The sequence below is a fragment of the Actinoallomurus spadix genome (genome assembly GCF_024055725.1).
In the GTDB taxonomy this organism is placed as follows: domain Bacteria; phylum Actinomycetota; class Actinomycetes; order Streptosporangiales; family Streptosporangiaceae; genus Actinoallomurus; species Actinoallomurus spadix.
On sequence record NZ_JAMXMX010000018.1, the window covers coordinates 34,445 to 55,611 of the forward strand.

The 21,167-nt window shown below is 71.7% G+C and carries 17 protein-coding genes; 8 read left to right on the top strand and 9 right to left on the bottom strand.

Annotated features, from left to right (window positions below):
- The 3 genes from NE235_RS24805 to NE235_RS24815 form a co-directional block, all read right to left on the bottom strand.
- On the bottom strand, positions 1 to 1,374 hold the full coding sequence (locus tag NE235_RS24805) for a M1 family metallopeptidase (RefSeq protein ID WP_252807023.1): 1,374 nt from the start codon (positions 1,372 to 1,374) through the stop codon (positions 1 to 3).
- Positions 1,375 to 1,438: 64 nt separating this feature from the next.
- Entirely contained in the window at positions 1,439 to 3,913 is a 2,475-nt protein-coding gene (locus NE235_RS24810) for a M4 family metallopeptidase (protein WP_252807025.1), read from the bottom strand.
- Positions 3,914 to 4,072: 159 nt separating this feature from the next.
- Entirely contained in the window at positions 4,073 to 6,949 is a 2,877-nt protein-coding gene (locus NE235_RS24815) for a helix-turn-helix transcriptional regulator (RefSeq protein ID WP_289849164.1), read from the bottom strand.
- Positions 6,950 to 7,164: 215 nt separating this feature from the next.
- Between NE235_RS24815 and NE235_RS24820 the strand changes: the two genes are divergently transcribed.
- Positions 7,165 to 8,277, top strand: coding sequence for an NAD(P)H-dependent flavin oxidoreductase (locus tag NE235_RS24820; protein ID WP_252807028.1), 1,113 nt, complete (start codon positions 7,165 to 7,167; stop codon positions 8,275 to 8,277).
- A 7-nt stretch (positions 8,278 to 8,284) separates the two neighbouring features.
- On the opposite strand, the gene add is transcribed toward NE235_RS24820, so the two are convergent.
- Positions 8,285 to 9,298, bottom strand: a complete 1,014-nt coding sequence (add, locus tag NE235_RS24825) for an adenosine deaminase (RefSeq protein WP_252807030.1) — start codon at positions 9,296 to 9,298, stop codon at positions 8,285 to 8,287.
- Positions 9,299 to 9,379: 81 nt separating this feature from the next.
- Positions 9,380 to 9,769: a hypothetical protein gene (locus NE235_RS24830; protein WP_252807032.1), complete on the bottom strand. Its 390-nt coding sequence runs from the start codon at positions 9,767 to 9,769 to the stop codon at positions 9,380 to 9,382.
- A 184-nt stretch (positions 9,770 to 9,953) separates the two neighbouring features.
- Between NE235_RS24830 and NE235_RS24835 the strand changes: the two genes are divergently transcribed.
- Positions 9,954 to 10,523: a hypothetical protein gene (locus tag NE235_RS24835; RefSeq protein ID WP_252807034.1), complete on the top strand. Its 570-nt coding sequence runs from the start codon at positions 9,954 to 9,956 to the stop codon at positions 10,521 to 10,523.
- A 269-nt stretch (positions 10,524 to 10,792) separates the two neighbouring features.
- Here the strand turns inward: NE235_RS24835 and NE235_RS24840 are convergent, their stop codons facing one another.
- Entirely contained in the window at positions 10,793 to 11,605 is an 813-nt protein-coding gene (locus NE235_RS24840) for a crotonase/enoyl-CoA hydratase family protein (protein WP_252807036.1), read from the bottom strand.
- Positions 11,606 to 11,776: 171 nt separating this feature from the next.
- Here NE235_RS24840 and NE235_RS24845 point away from each other — a divergent pair, with 171 nt between their 5' ends.
- From NE235_RS24845 to NE235_RS24870, 6 genes are all read left to right on the top strand, one after another.
- Entirely contained in the window at positions 11,777 to 13,354 is a 1,578-nt protein-coding gene (locus NE235_RS24845; protein WP_252807038.1) for an acyl-CoA synthetase, read from the top strand.
- Positions 13,344 to 14,297: a Zn-ribbon domain-containing OB-fold protein gene (locus tag NE235_RS24850; RefSeq protein ID WP_252807040.1), complete on the top strand. Its 954-nt coding sequence runs from the start codon at positions 13,344 to 13,346 to the stop codon at positions 14,295 to 14,297. Before NE235_RS24845 ends, NE235_RS24850 begins: the two co-directional genes overlap by 11 nt.
- Complete coding sequence (locus NE235_RS24855; RefSeq protein ID WP_252807042.1) at positions 14,294 to 15,319, top strand: thiolase domain-containing protein; 1,026 nt, start codon at positions 14,294 to 14,296, stop codon at positions 15,317 to 15,319. Before NE235_RS24850 ends, NE235_RS24855 begins: the two co-directional genes overlap by 4 nt.
- Positions 15,320 to 15,322: 3 nt before the next feature.
- Positions 15,323 to 16,480 (top strand): thiolase domain-containing protein, encoded by a 1,158-nt coding sequence (locus NE235_RS24860; RefSeq protein ID WP_252807044.1) that lies wholly within the window; start codon positions 15,323 to 15,325, stop codon positions 16,478 to 16,480.
- A gap of 30 nt (positions 16,481 to 16,510) precedes the next feature.
- Positions 16,511 to 18,109 carry an acyl-CoA synthetase gene (locus NE235_RS24865; RefSeq protein ID WP_252807045.1) on the top strand — a complete coding sequence of 533 codons (1,599 nt, stop codon included), beginning with the start codon at positions 16,511 to 16,513 and terminating at the stop codon, positions 18,107 to 18,109.
- A 541-nt stretch (positions 18,110 to 18,650) separates the two neighbouring features.
- Positions 18,651 to 19,124 carry a MarR family winged helix-turn-helix transcriptional regulator gene (locus tag NE235_RS24870; protein ID WP_252807047.1) on the top strand — a complete coding sequence of 158 codons (474 nt, stop codon included), beginning with the start codon at positions 18,651 to 18,653 and terminating at the stop codon, positions 19,122 to 19,124.
- A gap of 26 nt (positions 19,125 to 19,150) precedes the next feature.
- On the opposite strand, the gene NE235_RS24875 is transcribed toward NE235_RS24870, so the two are convergent.
- The 3 genes from NE235_RS24875 to NE235_RS24885 form a co-directional block, all read right to left on the bottom strand.
- Complete coding sequence (locus NE235_RS24875) at positions 19,151 to 19,726, bottom strand: helix-turn-helix domain-containing protein (protein ID WP_252807049.1); 576 nt, start codon at positions 19,724 to 19,726, stop codon at positions 19,151 to 19,153.
- Positions 19,723 to 20,451 (bottom strand): alanyl-tRNA editing protein, encoded by a 729-nt coding sequence (locus tag NE235_RS24880; RefSeq protein WP_252807051.1) that lies wholly within the window; start codon positions 20,449 to 20,451, stop codon positions 19,723 to 19,725. The genes NE235_RS24875 and NE235_RS24880 overlap by 4 nt, the downstream gene beginning before the upstream one ends.
- A gap of 116 nt (positions 20,452 to 20,567) precedes the next feature.
- A complete protein-coding gene (locus tag NE235_RS24885) occupies positions 20,568 to 21,101 on the bottom strand; it encodes a YbhB/YbcL family Raf kinase inhibitor-like protein (RefSeq protein WP_252807053.1) in 534 nt (177 codons plus the stop codon).
- Positions 21,102 to 21,167 lie beyond the last annotated feature (66 nt).

The following is a 21,167-nucleotide window of genomic DNA, read 5'->3' on the forward strand; positions in this document are numbered from 1 at the left end:
TCAGCCGTCGATGCGGTGCTGCGTCCAGAAGGACGTCAGGTCGGTCGAGGTCGCGGCCTGGGCCGCCGCCTTGAACTCCGCCGTCGTCGACACGCCGTACCAGTGCGACTGCGCGTAGGTGCGCAGCAGGTTCGTCATCGCCGTCGTTCCGATCAGCCGGCGCAGGTCGTGGAGCGCGCACTTGCCGTAGCCGTACACGACCGTGCTGTACCGGCTGGAGTGCGCGTCCCAGTACGCCATCGAGTTGGTGATCTTCTCGGCGGACGACGCCCAGGAGACGTTGCTCCAGCAGCCCGAGCCGCTCAGGCCCTGGTACAGGTCCGTGGAGTAGTCGGCGAACGCCTCGTCCAGCCACGGGCTGGTGTACTCGTCGTCGCCGACGATGCCGTACCACCACTGGTGCGCCAGCTCGTGCGCGAGCGCCGTGGAGCTGACCAGGTCCAGGACGAAGCCGGGGTACTCCATGCCGCCGAACCAGTACCCGTTGTCCAGGACGACGTCGACCTCGCCGTACGGGAAGGCGCCGAACCGCCCGCTGTGCGCGTCGACCGCCGACTTCGCCGTGCTCAGCATCGAGTTCGCCGAGCTCGAGCCGATCGAGCTCACCCGGTAGACGTTGATCTTCACGCCGTTCGGCGAGGTGCCGGACACGAGGCTGAACGGCCCGGCCGCCCAGGCGAAGTCGCGGACCTTCGCCGCGGTCGCCGTCGTGACGGTACGGCCGGAGGAGCCGGGCGTGTCCACCGACGTGCCGGTCGCCGGGACACTGATCGAACTCGGGTGATCCAGTGTGACCTTGAAATCACCGGCGAGGGTGTAGAACGACTCGCCGTTGTTCGTGTACGGGTCCAGGTGCCAGCCCGACCCGTCGCGTACGGCCAGGACCGGCAGGGCGTTGCCGAGGAAGTTGTACGACCCGTCGCGGCCGAACCGGTCGATGCCGCTCGGGACGACGATGCTCAGGTCGAACCCGATCGAGCCGCTCTGCCCCTGGTTCAGCGCGCTCGGGAGGGTCACCTTCAGCGCCGTGCAGCCGACCTCGAGGGAGCCGGCGGTGCCGCCGGTCACGTTCGAGACCGTGATGGGCGTCGACGGGCAGCTGCCGTGGTAGTTGTCCCACAGCCGCAGGTACACCTCGGTGAGCGGGGTGGCCGAGGCGTTCGTGAAGCTCACGCTCTCGTGCCCGGTCCAGGTGGAGCCGCTGGAGTTGCTGGTCAGGCTGACCGTGTACGACGGCGTCGCCGGCGTCCGTACGGAGTCCGCGAGGGCGGCGGACGGGGCGGACGGGGCGGTCGGGGACGCGGCGTGGGCCGCGCCGAGCGGGGTCAGCGCGGTCGCCGCCGAGGCGACCAGCGCGAGCAAGGCCTTCTTCAAGGAGAACTCCTGGTGATGGAGAGGGCCCCGCGCGCCGTACGCGCGGGGCCCCGATGGATCACGGTCAGGATGCGTTGATGGCGACGTCGTCGATCGTGAAGCTCGTCTGCAGGCCCGAGTCCTCGGTGCCGCTGAACGATAGCGTCACGGTCTGGCCCGCGTAGGACGACACGTCGAAGGTCTTCTGCGTGTATCCGGACGCGGCGTCGACGTTGCTGTAGGTGGCCAGCGTCGTGCTGCCGACCTTGACCGTCAGCTTGTCGTAGACGGTGCTGCCGGTCTCGCTCGTGTCGATGTGCAGCCAGAAGCTGAGCGAGGCCGTGCAGCCGGACGGGATCGTCACCGACTGGGTGGCGCTGTCGGTGTGGGTGGTGCCGTACCCGTCGAGGTAGGCGAAGTAGCTGCCCGAGTGCGGGCTCTCACCGCTGCCGCTGGTGGACACGACGCCGGAGGTGGTCGTCCACGGTGAGGTGCCGCTCTCGAACCCGCCGTTGCTCACCTTGTTGCCGGACGAGGAGCACCCGCCGCCGACCGGGTTCACCGTCCACGTGAACGTCGTGGTGCCGGTCGCCCCGGAGGTGTTCTTCGCCGTCACGGTGACCGAGGAGGTCCCGGCCGTCGTGGGCGTCCCGGAGATCAGGCCGGAGGAGGAGTTGATCGACAGCCCGGCGGGCAGGCCCGTCGCGCTGTAGGTCAGCGTCTGCCCGGCCGGGTCGGTGGCCTTGATCTGCAGGCTCGCCGCCGTGCCGACCGTGCTCGTCTGGTTGCCGGGGTTGGTCACCGACGGGCCGCCGGGCTGGCCGGAGCAGGTGCCGGGGACCGGGTCGGAGCCGGTGACGCTGACCGCCGCCCAGGCGGCGTCCACGGTGTTGTACTCGGTGCAGTGCGCGCCGTACAGGTCGGCGGCGGCCTTCAGCGAGTCGGTCCGCGCCCGTGAGTAGTTCTCACTGCTGCTGGCGTACGACGCGAGCGCCTTGTACCAGATCTTGCCGGCCTTGTCGTTGCCGATGCCGGTGACCGTGGAGTTGTTGCACGTCGGGCTGTTGCCGTACCCGTGGTTGCCGCTGCCGACGGCCAGCAGGAAGAACCAGTGGGCCAGTGGGCCGAGCGAGTAGTGCGGGTCCAGCGAGCCGTTGCCGCTCGTGTAGCAGTTCGGCGAGGTGCCGTCGAGCGAGGGCTGGTACATGTACCGCAACGGCTTGTTGGTGCCGTCGATGTTGATCAGCTCGCCCATCGTGTAGTCGGGCGTGTCCTTGGCGTTGTTCGCGTAGAACTCCACCATGGTGCCGAAGATGTCGCTGGTGCCCTCGTTCATGCCGCCGGTCTCGCCGTTCTCACCCCAGCCGGTGAGCGCGCCGCTGACGCCGTGGCTCATCTCGTGGCCGGCGACGTCGATCTCGACGAGGGGTCGGGAGTTCCCGGACCCGTCGCCGTACGTCATCTGGGAGCCGTCCCAGAACGCGTTGACGTAGGCGTTGCCGTAGTGCGTACGGGACGGCACGCCGCGGCCGTCGCCGAAGATGCCGTTGCGGCCCTGGACGTTCTTGAAGTAGTCGAACGTCTTCGCCGCGCCGTAGTGCGCGTCGACGCCGGCCGACGCCGCGTCGCTGTTCGTCCCGTTGCCGAACGTCCCGGTCGAGTTGCTGAACGTCGTCCCGGTGCCGCTCGTCGCGTGGTTCAGGTTGGTGGTGTACCCGTTGCCGTGCGACGGGTCCTTCATCGACCAGGTGCTGCCGGACTGCGTCAGGTCGATCGACACCGTGCCGCTGTAGATCGAGTTGCCGGTGCCCGCGGTGAGGGCACTGACACCCCCGCCCGGCGCGGCCTTGGCGCGGGCTTCGGCGGCGCGCTGCTGCGCCGGCGACAGGAACGTGTCGATCTCGTCCCGCGTGGTCACGACCTTGCCCTTGGTCGTGTCGACCAGGACGTGCAGGACGCTCGGCGTACGGTCGGCGCGCACGCCGCGTACGACGGTCTCCCACACCAGCTGGGAGGACCGGCCGGTGGCCCACACGGCCAGGTGCGGCGTGCCGACCGAGGACACCGTGCCGGCCAGCTGCGCGCGCGAGGTGCGGGCCGCGTCGGCGGCGGCGACGTGCGGCGTCGTGGACACGGCCGCGGCGGGGGTGGCCGTGTTCAGCGCGCGGTACGCGCCACCGGGCTTGAGGTGGACGATGAGGTCGCCGCCGTAGACCGGCAGGCCGTGGAACGTCCGGTCGAACCGCACGTCGGCCGCGCCGTTCTCGGCGACCACGACCGTACGCGGCGTGAAGGCGTCACCCGACTTCACGTGCCCGGCGCTCTTGTGCGCCGCGAGGGCCTTGCGGGCGTCGGCGACGACCTTGTCGCGGGTGGAGGGGGACGGGTCGACCGTGAAGTCGTTCGGCGTGAACCCCGAACGCCCCGCCGGCTGCGGTTGGGCGGGGGCCTTCGCGGGAACCTGGGACGGGGCGGCGGTGACGGCCGGAGCCGTCAGCAGTCCGCCTGCGACGGCGATGACGGCCGTGGCCGACACCGTCGCGATGCGTCGTTTGGACATGAGCGGAGAAATCCTTTCGCCAAGGGGGTGGGCCCGCGTCATCGCGGGCAGGCGGAAGGTGCAGGGTCTCGGCCCACCGGGGTGCGGAGGACCTTGTGGCAGAGTGTCCGATTCCGAGAAGAAGGTGAGAAGACTCTTCACGCAGCCGTAGGGAAATCCCTACGCCGGCCGGTCCGCCGCGCGCGGGCTCGTGACCGCCCGGGTGAGGCCGACGCGGGACCGCACCCCGAGCTTGCGGTACGACCTGGTCAGAGCCGCCTCGACCGTCTTGATGCTCACGAACAGCCGGGCGGCGATCTCCCGGTTCGTGGCGCCCTCGGCGACCAGCGCGGCCACCCGGCGTTCCATGCCGGACAGCGCGCGCAGCGGGTCGTCGTCCCCGGCCGCCGCCGGAACGCCCAGGTCGAGCCGGTCCAGCTCGGCGGTCACCGCCGCGATCCACGGCGCGGCCTTGGCGCGCAGCAGCACCCGGCGGGCCCCGTGCAGCGCCTCCCGCGCCGCCGGAACGTCTCCCGCCCGCAGGTGCAGGCGGCCGAGTTCGAGCCGGGCCCGCCCCTCGTCGACCGGGTAGGGGAGGGCCGCCTGGGCCCGTACGGCGCGCTCCATCGCGGGTACGGCCTCCTCCAGGTCACCGCGCGCGGCGAGGACCAGGGCGGCGGCCCGGTCCAGGGCGGCCAGCACGCTCGGCCGGCCCAGCCGGACGGCCTGCCGCCGCGTCTCCTCGATCAGCGCGTCCGCCTCCGCGACCTCCCCGACCGCCGCGAGCGCCTCGGCGAGGTCGGCGTGCCAGCGCCGCAGGCCGGGTTCGGCCAGACCCTGCGCCGCCTCCATGGCGCGGACCCGGCGAAGGGCCTCGACCGCCCCGGCCGGATCGCCGCGCACCAGCCGGATGTGTCCCAGCGCGTGCAGCGTCGTCGGCAGGAACAGCAGGTCCCCGTCGTCCTCGCTGTGCCCGACGCCGCGTTCGGCGGCGGCCAGCCCGCGGTCGAGCGAACCGCCCGCGGCCTCGGCGGACGCGACCACGCACCAGGCGGGCCCCTGGCTCAGCTCGCTGTCCTGGGCCAGCCGCAGGCACTGGTAGGCCAGGTCGAGGGCCCGGTCACAGCGGCCGCGCGCGGTCTCCACCTGCGCGGACCCGTACAGGCACATGAACAGGCTCTCCACGGCGCCGCGCTGGCGCACCGCGTAGGTCAGCGCGCGCAGCTCCGCGCGCGCCTCCTCCAGCCGGTCGTGCAGCAGGTGGTGCTTGTGGCGCAGGTACACCGGGCCGTTGTGGCCGAGCCGGATCGCCGGATCCTGCGGCCCGGCCAGCGCCCGCGCCATGGTCCGCTCCGCCTCCGGCGACCCGATGTGGAACTCCGCGAGCGCCTGCTTGGTCAGGGCCAGCAGCTCCGTGCTACGGTCGCCCGCCTCCGCCGCGAGCCGTGCCGCCGTCGCCGCCTCCGCGCGGGCCTGCGACGCGGAGCCCTTGACCAGCCAGGCCCGCCAGGCCAGGCGGTAGTGCAGCGGGGCGAGCAGCGCCGGGTCGTCCCGCGCGTCGGCCAGCGCGCGCGGGAACACCTCGTCGAGTTCGGCGAGGGCCTGCCCGCACGAGTCCAGCAGCACGATCCATGCCCGTACCCGCTCGGCGGGCAGTACGGCCGACGCCAGGACGTTCTCGGCGATGCCGCGCGCCATGGCGAACTCACCCGCGGCCAGCGCGTCCTCGGCGGCGGTGAGCCGCAACCCCGGCTCCGCCTCCGGCTTGGTGGTGCGCTCGGCGGCCAGGACGCCCAGCCGCGCGGCGGCGGCGCGGGCCCCGCGCCGGCGGGCGGCGGTGGCGGCCTCGGCGAGGGTCTCGGCGACCTGGGCGTCACGGCCCGGCGCGACCACCGCGAGATGGTGCGCGCGTTCGACCGGGTCGGTGACCGCGTCGGCGAGGGCCCTGTGGGCGGCGAGCCGGTCCCGCTCGGCCGACTCGGCGTACAGCACCGCGGACAGCAACGGATGTGTGAAGCGGATGACGTCCCCTGGCGCGACGATCCCGGCGTGCCGCGCCTCGGCGATGTCCGCGGCGGCCTCCGGCCGGCCCGCGGCGCGCAACAGGGCCAGCGTCGGCCGCGCCGCCGCGCAGGCGACCAGCAGCGTCCGCCGCGCGCCGGAGGACAGCGCGAGCAGGCGGCCCATCATCAGCGTGCGCAGCCCGTCGGGCACCGGCAGCGGCGCCGCCGGATCGAGCGGCTCGCGGTGGTCGGCGAGCGCCCGGCCCAGTTCGAGGGCGAAGAACGGGTTGCCGTCGCTGGCCCGGTGCACCTTGGCCAGGACCGGACGCGGCAGCCGCAGGTCGGCGAGCAGCCCGCCGATCTCCGCGGTCGTCATCGCGGGCACGGGCAGCGTCAGCACGGGCGGCGGGCAGAGCCCCGGCGGATCCTGCGGGTCGCCCGGACCGGCGCGCAGGCCGACCAGGGCGCGCAGGGGGAGTCCGTCGGCGCGCCGGGCGATGAACGCCAGCAACTCCGCGCTCGGCGCGTCCAGCCACTGCGCGTCGTCGACGACGAGCAGCACCGGCCCGGCGGCGCAGAGCGTACGGAAGGCCGCCAGCACGGCGACGCGCAGGCCGAGGACGTCGCGCTCGCCGACCGGGTCGTCGCGGCGCAGCAGCGCCGCCTCCAGGACGGCCCGCTGGTGCTTCGGGAGGGTCTCCAGCAGCTCGTCGCCGGTCTCGGCCAGCAGGTCGATGAGACCGAGGAACGGCAGGTGCCGTTCGGTCGCCGACAGGGAGCAGCGCAGCACCTGGTGCCCGGTGAACTCCTCCGCCAGGGTCGCCAGCAGTGTGGACTTGCCGATGCCGGCGGGCCCGGTCAGTACGACGCTGCCGCCCACGGCGAGATGGTCGCGGGCACGGGCGAGAAGGGGCGCGCGGTCCACCGGCGCGGGCGGCGGCGGTCTCTCGATCCGCGCCTGCCCCAGGGCAGGCGACGACGGTCCCCTGACCCGCGGCCGCGTTGCCGCCGGCCGGGCGGCCGTTCCATTGGCTGATCCGAACGGATCGGTCATCCGCGCTGGCCCTCCGGGGTGCGCTCCTGGTGCAGGAGCCCCGAGCGGGCAAGCTAACAATCGGTCATACGGCCGTCAACACCTCTGGTCGGGATGTTCTCCGCATTCGTCTGTTACATGTTTCAGTGTGCGGAGCGGCACACCGGCCCGGGCTTCCAATGGAATAGAACTAGAACCTGTTGCAGTTGGCGGTCCTGGCACCTATGGTCGGGACTGTGCGGACACGGGTAACGGAACTCTTCGGCATCGAATATCCGATCTTCGCCTTCAGCCACTGCCGTGACGTCGTCGCCGCGGTCAGCCGCGCGGGAGGCATGGGCGTCCTCGGCGCCCTCTACTTCACCCCCGAGCAGCTGGAGACCGAGCTGGCGTGGATCGACGACCACGTCGGCGGCAGGCCGTACGGCGTCGACGTCGTCATGCCCGCCAAGTACGAGGGCGCGGACCTCGGCGACGCCGGCGAACTGCTCACCAGGCTCCAGGGCATGATCCCCGAAGGCCACCGGCGATTCGTCAACGACCTGCTCGAACGCCACGGCATCGACCCGCTCACCGAGGAGGGCGCCGGTCACTACCTCCTCGGCTGGACCGACGCCACCGCCCGCCCCCAGGTCGAGGTGGCGCTCAAGCACCCGATCGCCCTCCTGGCCAACGCGCTCGGGCCGCCCCCCGCGGACGTCGTCGAGCAGGCCCACCGCCACGGCGTGAAGGTCGCCGGCCTGGCCAGCAACGCCCGCCACGCCCGCAAGCAGGTCGAGGTCGGCGTCGACATCATCGTCGCGCAGGGCACCGAGGCCGGCGGCCACACCGGCGACGTCGCGACGATGGTCCTCATCCCCGAGGTCGTCGACGCCGTCGGCCCCGGCACCATCGTGCTCGCCGCCGGCGGCATCGGCCGCGGCCGTCAGATCGCCGCCGGCCTCGCGCTCGGCGCCGAGGGCGTCTGGACCGGCTCGATCTGGCTCACCGTCGAGGAGGCCGACACCCCCGAGGCGTCCCGCGACCGGCTCCTCGCCGCGACGTCCCGCGACACCGTGCGGTCCCGCTCCTGGACCGGCAAGCCCGCGCGGATGCTCAAGACCGCCTGGACCGACGCCTGGGAGTCCCCGGAGTCGCCCGGCACACTCCCGATGCCGATGCAGTTCATGCTCATCTCCGACGCCCTCCGCCGGATCAACCGCGCCGGCGCGGGCGAGCTGACCACCTTCCCGGTCGGCCAGATCGTCGGCTCGATGAACCAGGTCAGGCCCGCCGCCCAGGTCATCTACGACCTCATCGAGGAGTACGTCGAGACGATGGAACGCCTGAACACCCTCACCGACCCCTGATCCCGGCTCAGGCGGGCTCGACGGCGTCGATCTCGGCGAGGATCGCCCGCTTGCGCCCCTCGCTCAGGAAGGACGCGCGGACGCCGTTACGGGCCAGGTCCGCGAGCTCCTTGCGGCCGAGCCCCAGGTCCCGCGCCGCGACGCGGTACTCATTGGTCAGCGTCGTGCCGAACATCGGCGGGTCGTCGCTGTTCAGCGTCACGTACAGGCCCTCGGCCAGCATGCGGGGGAGCGGATGCGCGGCGATGTCCGGCACCTGCTTGGTGCAGACGTTCGAGGTCGGGCACACCTCCAGCGGCAGCCGCGTCTCCCGCAGGTACGCCACCAGCTCCGGGTCGTCGAGGCAGCTGATCCCGTGCCCGATCCGCTCGGCCTTCAGCTCCCGGATCGCCTCCCAGATCGTCTCCGGACCGGTCATCTCCCCGGCATGCGGCACGCTGTGCAGCCCGGCCGCGACCGCCGTTCGGAACGCGTCCCGGATCGACTGCTGGTGCGAGAGCCGATCCTGCTCGACCCCGCCGATGCCGAAGCCGACGAGCCTCTCCGGCGGGTGGTTCAGCGCGTGGTCGAGGGTCCCGCGGTCCGCGTCCTCCCCGAATTCGCCGGGGATGTCGAAGACGTAGGCCACCTCGATCCGGTCCGCCACCTCCCGGGCCGCGAGGTCCAGCGCCTCGGTCACGGCCGGCATCGTCATCCCCACCGACACGTGGGAGTACGGCGTGACGGTCAGCTCGACGTACCGGACGTTCTGCGCGGCCAGGTCCCGGGCCACCCCGGTGACCAGCGTCGCGACGTCCTCCGGCTCCCGGACGAGGCCGTTGACCGCGAAGTAGACCTCGGCGAAGTGTGGGAAGTCGCGGAACTCGAAGAACTCCCGCAGCGCCGCCTCGCTCGTCGGCACGTTGTGGCCGGAGTGCCGGCGGGCCAGCTCCAGCACGGTGGGTACGGAGGCCGAACCGACCAGATGAACGTGAAGTTCGGCCTTGGGCAGCGCGTCGATGAAGTCGTCGGTAACGGTCATGGCGGCGAAGCTAACAGCGCCGGATCGCCCCGAGCCAGAGAAATCCGCCGAACCTGACGCGGATTGGTCAAGTTTCGCGCGTCACCAGCGCAGCAGCCAGGCGAGGACGCGGCCCGCGACGAGGTAGACACCGGCGGCGAACAGCCAGTTCTCCGTCAACTGCTTGCGCGCGTCGTCGTTGCGGAACACGTCGTCGAACGGGGACGCCAGCCAGGTGCCGGCCCGCATCACGCCGTGCACCACGTTGTTGGCCTGGTTGGCGCCGCCCCAGGTGAGCGCGATGCCGAACAGCAGGACGAGTGTGATGGTCCAGGCGGCCAGCCACACGAACGCGCTGAGCCCGTCGTGCCGCTGGAACCGCCGGACACGCGTGGTGTCCCATCGCCGGGTCCGGGCGCCGCTCACCGCCCCGGCCGGGGCCGTCGTCTCCGCCGCCGATTCACGCCGGCGCCGCCATATCTGCGTGGCCATCTGTTCCTCCTCAGAGGCCCGTCTTTTGACGGAGTTGTCCCTCAGAGAAAAGCCACTAAACGGTCACTTCCCGTAATCGCCTGCGGCGCTCAGCGCCACCTGGCATGGTGAGCAGCCGAAATCGAAGGTCAGTTCGCCCTCGACCTGCGGAAGGAGAGAGGCGCTTCGCGCGGAGGAGGGCGCGTTGTCCTGGTCCGCTTTCGTCGACGAGTCCGAGTCCAACCGCAAACTCGACCCCGACGTCTACATCCTCGCCGCGTCGATCATTTCCGCCGACTCGTGCGAGGCGGTGCGAGACGCCGTCCGCCGATTTAGGCTACCTGGCCAGCGAAAGGTGCACTGGCGTGACGAGTCGGAAAAGCGGCGACGATGGCTGGCTGAGGCGGTCGCCTCTCTCGATGCGTTGCACCTCGTCGTAGTGAGGCGGGGCTACGTCGGCGAGCCCTCGGAACGCCGCAGGCGTAAGACCAGGGAGCGGCTGCTGTTCGAGTTGTCCGCAATGGGCGTGCACGGAATGTTGATGGAAGGCAGGGAGGCTAAGCAGAACCGCCATGATCTGTCGCTTGTCAGAGCGCTGCGCGCGCGCAAGGAAGTACCCTCGGGCTTTCGGGTCGACCACGCCTTCGGCTCGGAAGAGCCTCTTCTCTGGCTACCGGATGTCGTCGCCGGCTCGGTAGTGGCTGCGCGATGCGGCGATCCGTGCCACCTTGCCTCACTCATGCCGCTCGTGACCATCTGCATGATCGAAGCTTAGAAAGACGCAAGCCCGGGACCCCGTCGTCCGGCGGGAACTTCCCGGGCCCACTTCCTACCGCTTCGCAAAGCGGCGGCCTTGTCGCTTAGTGTGCCTCGCTCACTGCGAAGCGTCAACCAGATGGGAGAACTCACACCTCCCGCCGGGCGGATCGGGATCACTGTGACGCCGGTGACGACGTCACAGATCCGGCGAACCGGTCGCCGTTCGTCGACATCGACGGCAACGAGACGACGGTGGCGGCAACCTGGCCGTGGCGGTCGAGGCTCTCATTCGCCGGTGAAGACGGCGGGGCGCTTCTCCTTGAAGGCGCGGGCGCCCTCCTTGGCGTCGGCGGAGCCGATGACCGGCCAGCCGAGCTCGTCGGAGATCTTCAGTGCGTCGGCCTCGGGCAGGCCCTCGGTCCTGCGGCAGGTCTCCAGGATCGCCTGGACGGCGAGGGGGCCGCAGGCGGCGATCTGGTCGGCGATCTCGCGGGCGGTCGCGAGCGCCCGGCCGTCCGGGACGATCCGGTTGATCAGGCCCATCCGCAGCGCCTCCTCCGGAGTGACGGACCGGCCGGTGAGCAGGATGTCCATCGCGAAGGCGTACGGAATCTGGCGGGGGAGCCGGATCGCGCTGCCGCCCATGGGGAACAGGCCGCGTCTCGCCTCGTACAGCCCGAGGGTCGCGCCCTCCGCGACGACGCGGAGGTCGGTGCCGACCAGCAGCTCGGTCCCGCCGGCCACCGCGTACCCCTCGATCGCGCTGATCAGCGGTTTCTTCGGCCGGCAGGCGCGCAGGAGGCCCTTCCAGTGGAAGTCCTGGATCTCGGCCGCCCGCCGCCGTACCCGCTCGTTATCCGACGGCCGGCCCATGGCCTTCAGGTCGGCGCCCGCGCAGAACTGCCCGTCGGCCCCCGTGAGGATGGCGACCCGCACCTCCGGGGTATCGGAGACGTAGGCCCACGCGTCGGCCATGCCGACGAGCATGTCGGTGCTGAGGGCGTTGCGGGCCTCGGGCCGGTTCATGGTGACGATGACGACGTGGCCGTCCCGCTCGACCGTGCAGTGCGGGGTGCTGATGGGCAGGCGTTCCGCCATGGCCGTCCTCCCTGCTCGCGGCCGCGCACGCTGTCACGCGACGCCGAAACAAGAACGGATTCTAGTAATGTTCATCGCATCCGAACAGGGGTTGTCGACCAAAACGAGAACGTGATCTACTGCGAGCGGAACCTCCGTACGACCGATGCCGAGACGTACAGGGAGTAGTCCATGGGCTCGTTGGGCTTTTGGCGGCTGGCGGAGCAGAACCCCGACTGGGTCGCGGCCGTGGACCCGGACGGGACGGAGTACCGCGCGGCGGACCTGCTCGTCCGCTGCAACCGGGTCGTCCACGGGCTGCGCGACCTCGGGCTCGAGCCGGGCGACGGCATCTGCGGGCTCGTGCCCAACGGCGTCGACGGCCTCGTCCTCTACCTCGCAGCGTTGCAGGCGGGCTGGTACTACACGCCGATCAACTGGCACCTGACCGGCCCGGAGATCGGTTACATCGTCGCGGACAGCGAGGCCAAGGCGTTCTTCGTGCACGAGCGGTACGCCGCGGAGGGCGCCCGGGGCGCGGAGGAGGCGGGGCTCGATCCGCGGCGGCGGTTTTCGCTCGTGCCGGAGACGCGGAATGGGCGCCGTGGCGAGGTGCCGGGATTCCGGGACTTCGGCGAGCTGGTCGCCGGGCGGCCGGACACGCTCCCGCCGGACCGTACGAACGGCGCGACCATGCACTACACGTCGGGGACCACGGGCCGGCCCAAGGGGGTCCGCCGTCCGCTGGCCGGGATCGACCCGGACGACAGCGCGGAGCTGATGACGTTCCTGCTGACGTTCTTCGGCTTCACGCCGGGCCCGCCGAACGCGCACCTCGTCACCTCGCCGAACTACCACACGGCGGTCACGCAGTTCGGCGGGTCGGCGCTGCACATGGGGCACACGCTCGTCTACATGGACAAGTGGGACGCAGAGGAGGCGCTGCGCCTCATCGAGCGGTACCGGATCACGAACACGCACATGGTGCCGACCCACTTCAAGCGCCTGCTGTCGCTGCCCGAGGAGGTGCGCAAGCGGTACGACGTCTCGTCGATGCGGTGGGCGATCCACGCCGCGGCGCCCTGCCCGGTGCCGCTCAAACGGGCGATGCTCGACTGGTGGGGCGACTGCGTCTGGGAGTACTACGCGGCCACCGAGGGCGGCGGCACGATCGCGAGCCCCCAGGAGTGGCGCGAGCACCCCGGCACCGTCGGCCGGGCCTGGCCGATCAGTGAGCTGCTGATCGTCGACGACGACGGCAACGAGGTCCCCCCGGGCACCCCCGGCACCATCTACATGAAGATGGCGAGCACCTCGTTCGAGTACAAGGGCGATCCGGCGAAGACGCGGGCGAACCGGCTCGACGACTACTTCACCGTCGGCGACGTCGGTCATCTCACCGAGGACGGGTTCCTGTTCCTGTCCGACCGCAAGGCCGACCTGATCATCTCGGGTGGGGCGAACATCTACCCCGCCGAGATCGAGAACGAGATCATCGTCCATCCCAAGGTCGCCGACGTCGCCGTCTTCGGTGTCCCGGACGATGAGTGGGGCGAGCAGATCAAGGCCGTCGTCGAGCCCGCGGAGGGCGTGCCGCCGGGGCCGGAGCTGGCCGAGGAGATCCTCGCCTCCCTGGACGGGCGGCTCGCCCGGATGAAGTGGCCGCGCTCGTTCGACTTCATCGAGCGAATGCCCCGCGAACCCAACGGCAAGCTCCTCAAACGCAAACTGCGGGACCCATATTGGAAGGACCGCCAGAATGCCATCTGAGCCATCCGACCGCTCGGAACCGCTCGTCGCCGAGCACGTCCTGGAGTTTCCCGGCGGGTACACGCGGTCGGTCGGGCCGGTGATCGGGCGGTTCCTGACCGAGTTGCGCGACGGCCGCCTCGTCGGGGTCCGTACGGCCTCCGGCGGGGTGCTGTTCCCACCGGCCGAGTACGACGCCGACGGCGAGGCGGTCACGGACGAGTACGTCGAGGTCGGGCCCGGTGGCACGGTCACGTCCTGGTCGTGGGTGTCCCGGCCGCGCGCGACCCATCCCCTCGACCGGCCGTTCGCCTGGGCACTGATCCGGCCCGACGGTGCCGACACGGCCCTCCTGCACGCCCTCGACGTGGGGACGTTCGAACCGGGCGCCGACCCGCCGAGGTCCCTGCGCACCGGCATGCGCGTACGGCCGAGCTTCCGGGCGGAGCGGACCGGCTCGATCCGGGACATCGCGTGCTTCCGGCCCGACGTCACGATGATCACCGCGCCGAGCCGGGCGGAGTACCGCCTGAACGCGGGCCGGGCGCTGACCAGGTTCCTCGACGGAGTGTCGGAGGGCCGCCTCCTCGGCCACCGCTGCGACGTCTGCGGCAAGGTGTACGTGCCGATGCGGGGGCTGTGCCCGGTCGACGGCGTGCCCACGACCGAAGAGGTGGAGGTCGCCGACACCGGCACGGTCACGACGTTCGCGGTGAACAACATCCCGGACCCGCGCGCCCCGCAGGTGCCGTTCGTCTCGGCGTACATCCTGCTCGACGGCTCCGACATCTCCCTGCTCGCGCTCGTCGCCGGCATCGACGCCGACCGGGTGCGGATGGGCATGCGCGTGAAGGCCGCCTGGAAGCCGCGCGAGGAGTGGGGCCGGACCATGGAGAACATCCGGTGGTTCGAACCCACCGGCGAGCCCGACGTCCCCTTCGACGCCATCAAGGAGTATCTGTGAGCAGGGACGTCGCGGTCGTCGCGTTCGCGCAGACGAAGCACACCGGCGAGGACGCCGGGCTGACCGAGGTCGAGCTGCTCGCCCCGGTCATCACCGAGATCAAGCAGGCGACCGGGCTGAACCGCTTCGGGTTCACCTGCTCCGGGTCGCTGGACTACCTCGCCGGGGCGCCGTTCTCGTTCGTGTCCGCGCTGGACACGGTCGGGGCCTGGCCGCCGATCTCCGAGAGCCACGTCGAGATGGACGGCGCGTGGGCGCTGTACGAGGCGTGGGCCCGGCTGCGGCACGGCGACGTCGACACCGCGCTGGTGTACGGCTTCGGCAAGTCCACCCAGGGGTCGCTGCGGGAGCTCATGACGCTGCAGCTCGACCCGTACTACCTCGCGCCGCTCGGCCCCGACCAGGTGTCGCTCGCCGCCCTGCAGGCCCGCGCGTTCCTCGACGCCGGGCACAAGGAGGACGACCTGCGCGCCGTGGCCGCCCGGTCCCGCGCGGCCGGGCGCGCCAACCCGTACGCCCTCGATCTGCCCGACCCTGCGGATGAGGGCTACGAGGTCGCGCCGCTCCGCCCGCATGACTGCGCGCCGATCACCGACGGCGCGGCGGCGGTCGTGCTGGCCGCCGGCGACCGCGCCCGGGAGCTGAGCGAGCGCCCGGCCTGGATCCGCGGCATCGACCACCGCATCGAGGCGCACTCCCTCGGCGCCCGCGACCTGAGCCGGTCGGAGTCGGCGGCGCTGGCGGCCGAGCGGGCGGGCGCGCGGGACGTCGAGGTGGCCGAGCTGCACGCGCAGTTCAGCCACGAGGAGCTCATGTTGCGGGAGGCGATCGGGTTGGCCGACGGCGTCCGCGTCAACCCCTCCGGCGGGCCGCTGGCCGCCAACCCGGTCATGGCCACCGGCCTGATCCGCATCGGCGAGGCCGCGTCGTGGATCCACCGCGGCGAGGCCCGCCGCACGCTCGGGCACGCGGCGTCCGGGCCGTGCCTGCAGCACAACCTCGTCTGCGTCCTGGAGGCCTGAGTCATGGGAGAGCCCTGCGCGGTCATCGGGGTCGGCCAGACCGAGTACCGCACCAAACGCACCGACGTGTCCATCGCCGGTCTCGTACGCGAGGCGGCGCTGCGCGCCCTCGAGGACGCCGGGCTGACGTTCAAGGACATCGACGCGGTCGTCATCGGCAAGGCGCCCGACCTGTTCGAGGGCGTCATGATGCCCGAGGCGTATCTCGCGGACGCGCTCGGCGCGCGCGGCAAGCCGATGATCCGCGTGCACACCGCCGGGTCGGTCGGCGGGTCCACCGCCCTCGTCGCGGCGAGCCTCGTACAGGCCGGCGTGCACGATCGCGTCCTCGTCGTCGCCTGGGAGAAACAGTCCGAGTCGAACGCCACCTGGGCGCTGTCCACGCACCCGCCGCTGTCCCCGACCATCGTCGTCGGCGCGGGGGGCTACTTCGCCCCGCACATCCGCGCGTACATGCGGCGGACCGGCGCGCCCGACCACATCGGCACCCTCGTCGCGGTCAAGGACCGGCAGAACGCCCTGAAGAACCCCTACGCCCACCTGCGCATCCCCGGCATCTCCCGCGAGATGGTCGAGTCGACGCCGATGCTGTGGGAGCCGATCCGCTACCTGGAGACCTGCCCGTCCAGCGACGGAGCGGCCGCCATGGTGCTCGCCTCCGAGAGCGCCGCCCGGCGGGCCCCGAACCCGCCCGCCTGGGTGCACGGCACCGCCATGCGCTCCGAGCCGATCTTCTTCGCGGGCCGCGACACCGTGAGCCCGCAGGCCGGCAAGGACTGCGCCGCCGACGTGTACCGGCAGGCGGGCATCACCGACCCGCGCCGCGAACTCGACTGCGCCGAGGTGTACGTCCCGTTCTCCTGGTACGAGCCGATGTGGCTGGAGAACCTCGGGTTCTGCGGTGAGGGCGAGGGGTGGAAGCTCACCGAGAGCGGCGCGACCGGCCTCGACGGCGACATCCCCTGGAACGCCTCGGGCGGTGTCCTGTCGTCCAACCCGATCGGCGCGTCCGGGCTCATCCGCTTCGCCGAGGCGGCCCTGCAGGTCCGCGGGCTGGCCGGCGAGCACCAGGTCGAGGGCGCGCGCCGGGCCCTCGGCCACGCGTACGGCGGCGGCGCGCAGTTCTACGCGATGTGGGTCGTCGGCTCCGACCGGCCCTGACACCCGGACCGGCCCCCAGGGAGGCCCGTGATGGAGTTCAACCACGCCGACCTGTTCGAAGGACTCGCGGACGCGATCGGTGAGCGCACCGCCGTGGTCGTCTTCGACTCGGCCGGTGGCACCGAACGCCGGACGTACGCCGAGCTGAACGACGAGGCGGACCGGCTCGCGCACCACCTTCGGGAGGCGGGCGTCGAGCCCGGCGGCCACGTCGGGATCCAGCTGTACAACGGCGTCGAGTACGTGACGGCGCTGCTCGCCGCGCTGAAGATCCGCGCCGTGCCGGTCAACGTCAACTACCGGTACGTCGAGGCGGAGCTGGCCTACCTCTACGCCGACGCCGACCTGGTGGCGCTGGTGTACGACGCGGAGTTCGAGGACCGCGTCGAGGCCGCGGCCGCCGGCGCCCCCTTACTGCGGCACCGGATCGTCGTCGGCGGGGAGTCCACCCGCGCCGTTCCCTACGCCGGCGCCCTCGCGGAGCGGCCCGCCGCCGGAGACTTCCCGGAGCGGTCCGGCCAGGACGTCTACATCATCTACACGGGCGGCACGACCGGCATGCCCAAGGGCGTCATGTGGCGGTGCGAGGACCTCTTCATGGCGTTCGGCGGCGGCAACCCGTTCGGCGAACCGCGCCGGACCCCCGGTGAGGTCATCGAGGCCGCCAAGGGCTCCGGGCCGCTCGTGATGATGGCCGCCGCGCCGCTCATGCACGGCGCCGCGCAGATGGCCACGTTCATCGGCTGGTGGATGGGCGCGACCATCGTCTACACCCGCCGCTTCGACGCCGCCGAGGTGCTGCGCGCCATCGAGGCCGAGAAGGTCTTCACCGTGAACGTCACCGGCGACGCGATGGCCCGGCCCCTCACCGACGCCATCGCCGCCGGCTCCTACGACCTGAGCTCTCTCGGCGTGCTCAGCTCCACGGGCGCGATCCTGTCCGGTGCCGTACGGGAGCGGCTGCGGGAACTGCTGCCGAACGTGATGATCCTCGACAACTTCGGCTCCTCGGAGTCCGGCTTCACCGCGTCGGGCGTCGAGGGCTCCTCACCGGAATCGGGCATGCGCTACCGGCCGAACACCACGCGCCTGCGGGTGCTCGACGACACGCTGAAGGAGGTCGAGCCGGGCTCCGGCGTGATCGGACAGGTCGCCAAGAGCGGCCCCATCGCCTTCGGCTACTGGGGCGACCCGGCGAAGACGGCGAAGACGTTCGTCGAGGTCGAGGGCGTCCGCTGGCTGCTCACCGGCGACATCGCGACCGTTGAGGCGGACGGCACCATCATGATCTTCGGCCGGGGCTCGCAGTGCATCAACACCGGCGGGGAGAAGGTCTTCCCCGAGGAGGTCGAGGCGGTTCTGAAACGCCACCCCGCCGTCTTCGACGCGCTGGTCACGGGCATCCCCGACGAGCGCTTCGGCAGCCGCGTCGCCGCCGTCGTCCAGCCGTACGGCGAGCCGCCCGCCGCCGCCGACCTCGACGCCCACTGCCGCGGCGTCCTGTCCGGTTATAAGGTCCCCCGGGCGTACGCCTTCGTCCCGGAGATGCGACGCTCCCCGGCCGGCAAGGCCGACTACCGCTGGGCGAAACAGGTCGCCCAGCAGGCCGCCTGTTTAGGAGAACATTGATCGCGCAGAGTCACCAACATGCTACATAAGGTGCATGACTGCGCATGGGGGTGACGGAACGCCGTCGGGTGATGTGCGGCTTCGTGAGCTGTACGACAGCCTGGTACCGGGCCTTGGCCGGTGGCGTGCGGAGATCATCGACAGGAGGCTGATCATCGGGCCACGCGGTACTCCCGGTGAGCGCTGGATGACCGCCGTGCTGAGTGAGGCGCTGGCTCCGCTGGCGCGAGAGCGGGGGTGGCGGGTGCATCCGGGGCTCGACGTGTGCCTGCCCGGCGCGAGGGAGCCGTTCGAGCCGGATTTCGCGATGGCGTCCAAGGACGCACCACGCTGGGGCGAGCGGGAGGTCTTCACCGATGGGCTCGTCATGGTCGGCGAGATCGTGTCACCGGCGAGCGTCGCGCCGGCCCCGGCCCGGTGGTGCGCATTTCGGTTCCCCCGAAATCGGCCGTGTTGCGAGTCGGATCCTCGTCGGCCACGGATAGACTGAGAGTGATAGCTCTAAATGAGAGCGTCTTGAGTCGACCGGATGTGAGGTTCGATGGCGGCGTCCGAGCGTGCGGAGCTCATCGCGGAGCTGAGCCACCAGGCGCGGGTGAGCACGATGTGGACGGTGCTCCTGCACAACGCCATCGCCAGCCGGTCGGGCATCAACGTCACCGACATGCAGTGCATCAACCTCCTGCAGCTCCGCGGTCCGATGACGCCGGGCCAGCTCGCGGACGCCATGTTCCTCACCACCGGAGGGGCCATCACGGCCGTCATCGACCGGCTGGAGCGGGCCGGGATGGTGCGGCGCCGGCGAGACGAAAAGGACCGGCGCCGCGTCATCGTCGAGGCCCTGGAAGAGGGCCCGATCGCGGAGCTCGGCAGGCGCTTCATGCCGGTGGCCGAGATGTACGAGAAGGTGCTGGCCGGCTACAGCGACGAGGACCTCCGGACCGTGCTCCGCTACCTCGCCCGGAACAACGAGGTCTCGCCGGAGGTCATCGAGCGGGTGAAACAGCTCGGCTGACCGTCCACGGCCTCCTGCCCGCGCCCTCAGCCGACGGCCGGCGAGGCGATGACGACGGTGACGTCCGCGGGGACGTCCTCGGTGCGGTAGGCATGGGGGGCGTCTCCGGCGAAGGCCAGCAGATCTCCCGTCTTGAGCGGCCGGGAGTCGTCGGCCGGGCCGGCGACGAGCCGCCCGGAGGCGACGAGGAGGTGCTCGACGGTGCCCGGCGCGTGCGGCACACCGTCGACCGAGGTGTGCGCCGGGAGGCGGAGCCGCCAGAGCTCGAGACTGTGACCGCCGCTGATCCGCCGTAGCAATTCGCGGGTCGGGCCCTCGTCGCTCGCGGCGGTCGCGGGGAGATGCACGGTGCCCGGTGACGCGTCGCGGGTCAGCAGGTCGGTGAGCGGGATGCTCAGCGCGACGGCGATGGCGTCGAGCGTGTCGATCGTCGGGTTGCCGGCGCCGGCCTCCAGTTGCGACAGTGTCGCCTTGCTCAGGCCGGTGCGCCGCGCCAGTTCCGCCTGGCTCATTCCGCGCTGCCGGCGGCGGCGCTGGATCTGGGCCCCGGCCGCGGCCGCCGCGCTGCTGGCCGCCCGGCGTTCCCGGTCCGGAGCCGTCACCGTCGCGGCCCGTGGAACGCGGTGTAGGAGACCCGGATCCGGCTCTTCTTCAGCTTCACGGCCGTGATCGTAACGTCCGCGAGGTCGGCGAGGCTCCGTACGTGCGTCCCGCCGCAGTGCTGGGCATGCAGATCGCCCAGCCGGACGACGCGTCGCCCATCGATGTCGTACTCACTGCTCACCGGGAGGTCGGCGGCGATCGCCGCCGCGATCTCGGCCCGCAGGCGGTCGGCTGCCTCCTCCCGGGCCTCTGGTGCGGCGAGAGACGTGGCCGTCTCCGGCGGGGTGAACTCGATGCGGGCCTGACCGGGGAAGTGCATGTTGCCGGCGAGATACCAGCCCTGGCTCCGCCCGGCCGCGTCGATGAGGTGACCCGCCGTGTGCAGGGCCGCGTGCAGCAGGCGCGCGTCCCTGTCGACGTGGGCCTCCACGGGGTCGCCTTCGGCCAGCGCGTCAAGCGCGCCGCCCTCCTCGTCCCGCGCGCGCAGGACGACCAGGCCCGTATCAGGGTGGCGAACCGGGACCACCGCGCACTCGCCCAGCCGCCCCCGGTCGGCGGGCTGCCCGCCCCCTTGCGGATGGAAGATGTTCTCCCGCAGTGCGACCCATGCCCCGCCGTCGGCCTCCCGGCCCGTCACCGCGACGCTCGTGCTGATCGTCGTGAGGTAGCAGTCCTCCAGGTAGACGGCCGACTGAGGACGACATACCGCAATTCGATGAACCATTCGTTCACTATAACGAACGAATCCTCGGCGCGGAGCGCCCGTGGCAGGGGGCGGCCGAGAGGGCTCGCGGCCGCCGGCCACGATCGTGGCCGGCGGCCGTCCGGGGGCCCTGCCCGTCAGGCGGGGGTCTCGGCGATGGCGGTCAGGACCGCGCGGCCGAGGATGTGGCCGGCCATGGTGAAGCCGAGGAGGGCCGGGGTGGCGTCGGCAGGGACGCCGATGGACTCGACGTCGAGGGCGTGCACCACCACGAAGTAGCGGTGCGGGCCGTGCCCCGCCGGTGGGGCGGCGCCGATGTAGCGGGGCAGCCGGGCGTCGTTGGGCAGCTGGAAGGCGCCCTCGGGCAGGCCCGACCCGGTGTCGTCGCCGGCGCCCTCGGGCAGTTCGGTGACGGTGGCGGGGATGTCGGCGACCGCCCAGTGCCAGAACCCGGACCCGGTGGGGGCGTCGGGGTCGTAGACGGTGACGGCGTAGCTCTTGGTGCCCGCCGGCGCGCCGTGCCAGGCCAGATGCGGGGAGAGGTCCTTCCCTCCGGGGACGCCGGAGGACCACTGCTCGGGCGGCCAGGCGGCGCCGTCGGTGATCGTGGTGCTCGTCACGGTGAAGGAGGCCGTCTCGGGGAGGCGGGCGAAGGGGTCGTTGAAGCTCATCGGTCGTTCCTTCCAGGTCGTGCTCTCGGGTGACGGGAATGCGGCCGCCGAAGCGGCCCGCGGGCG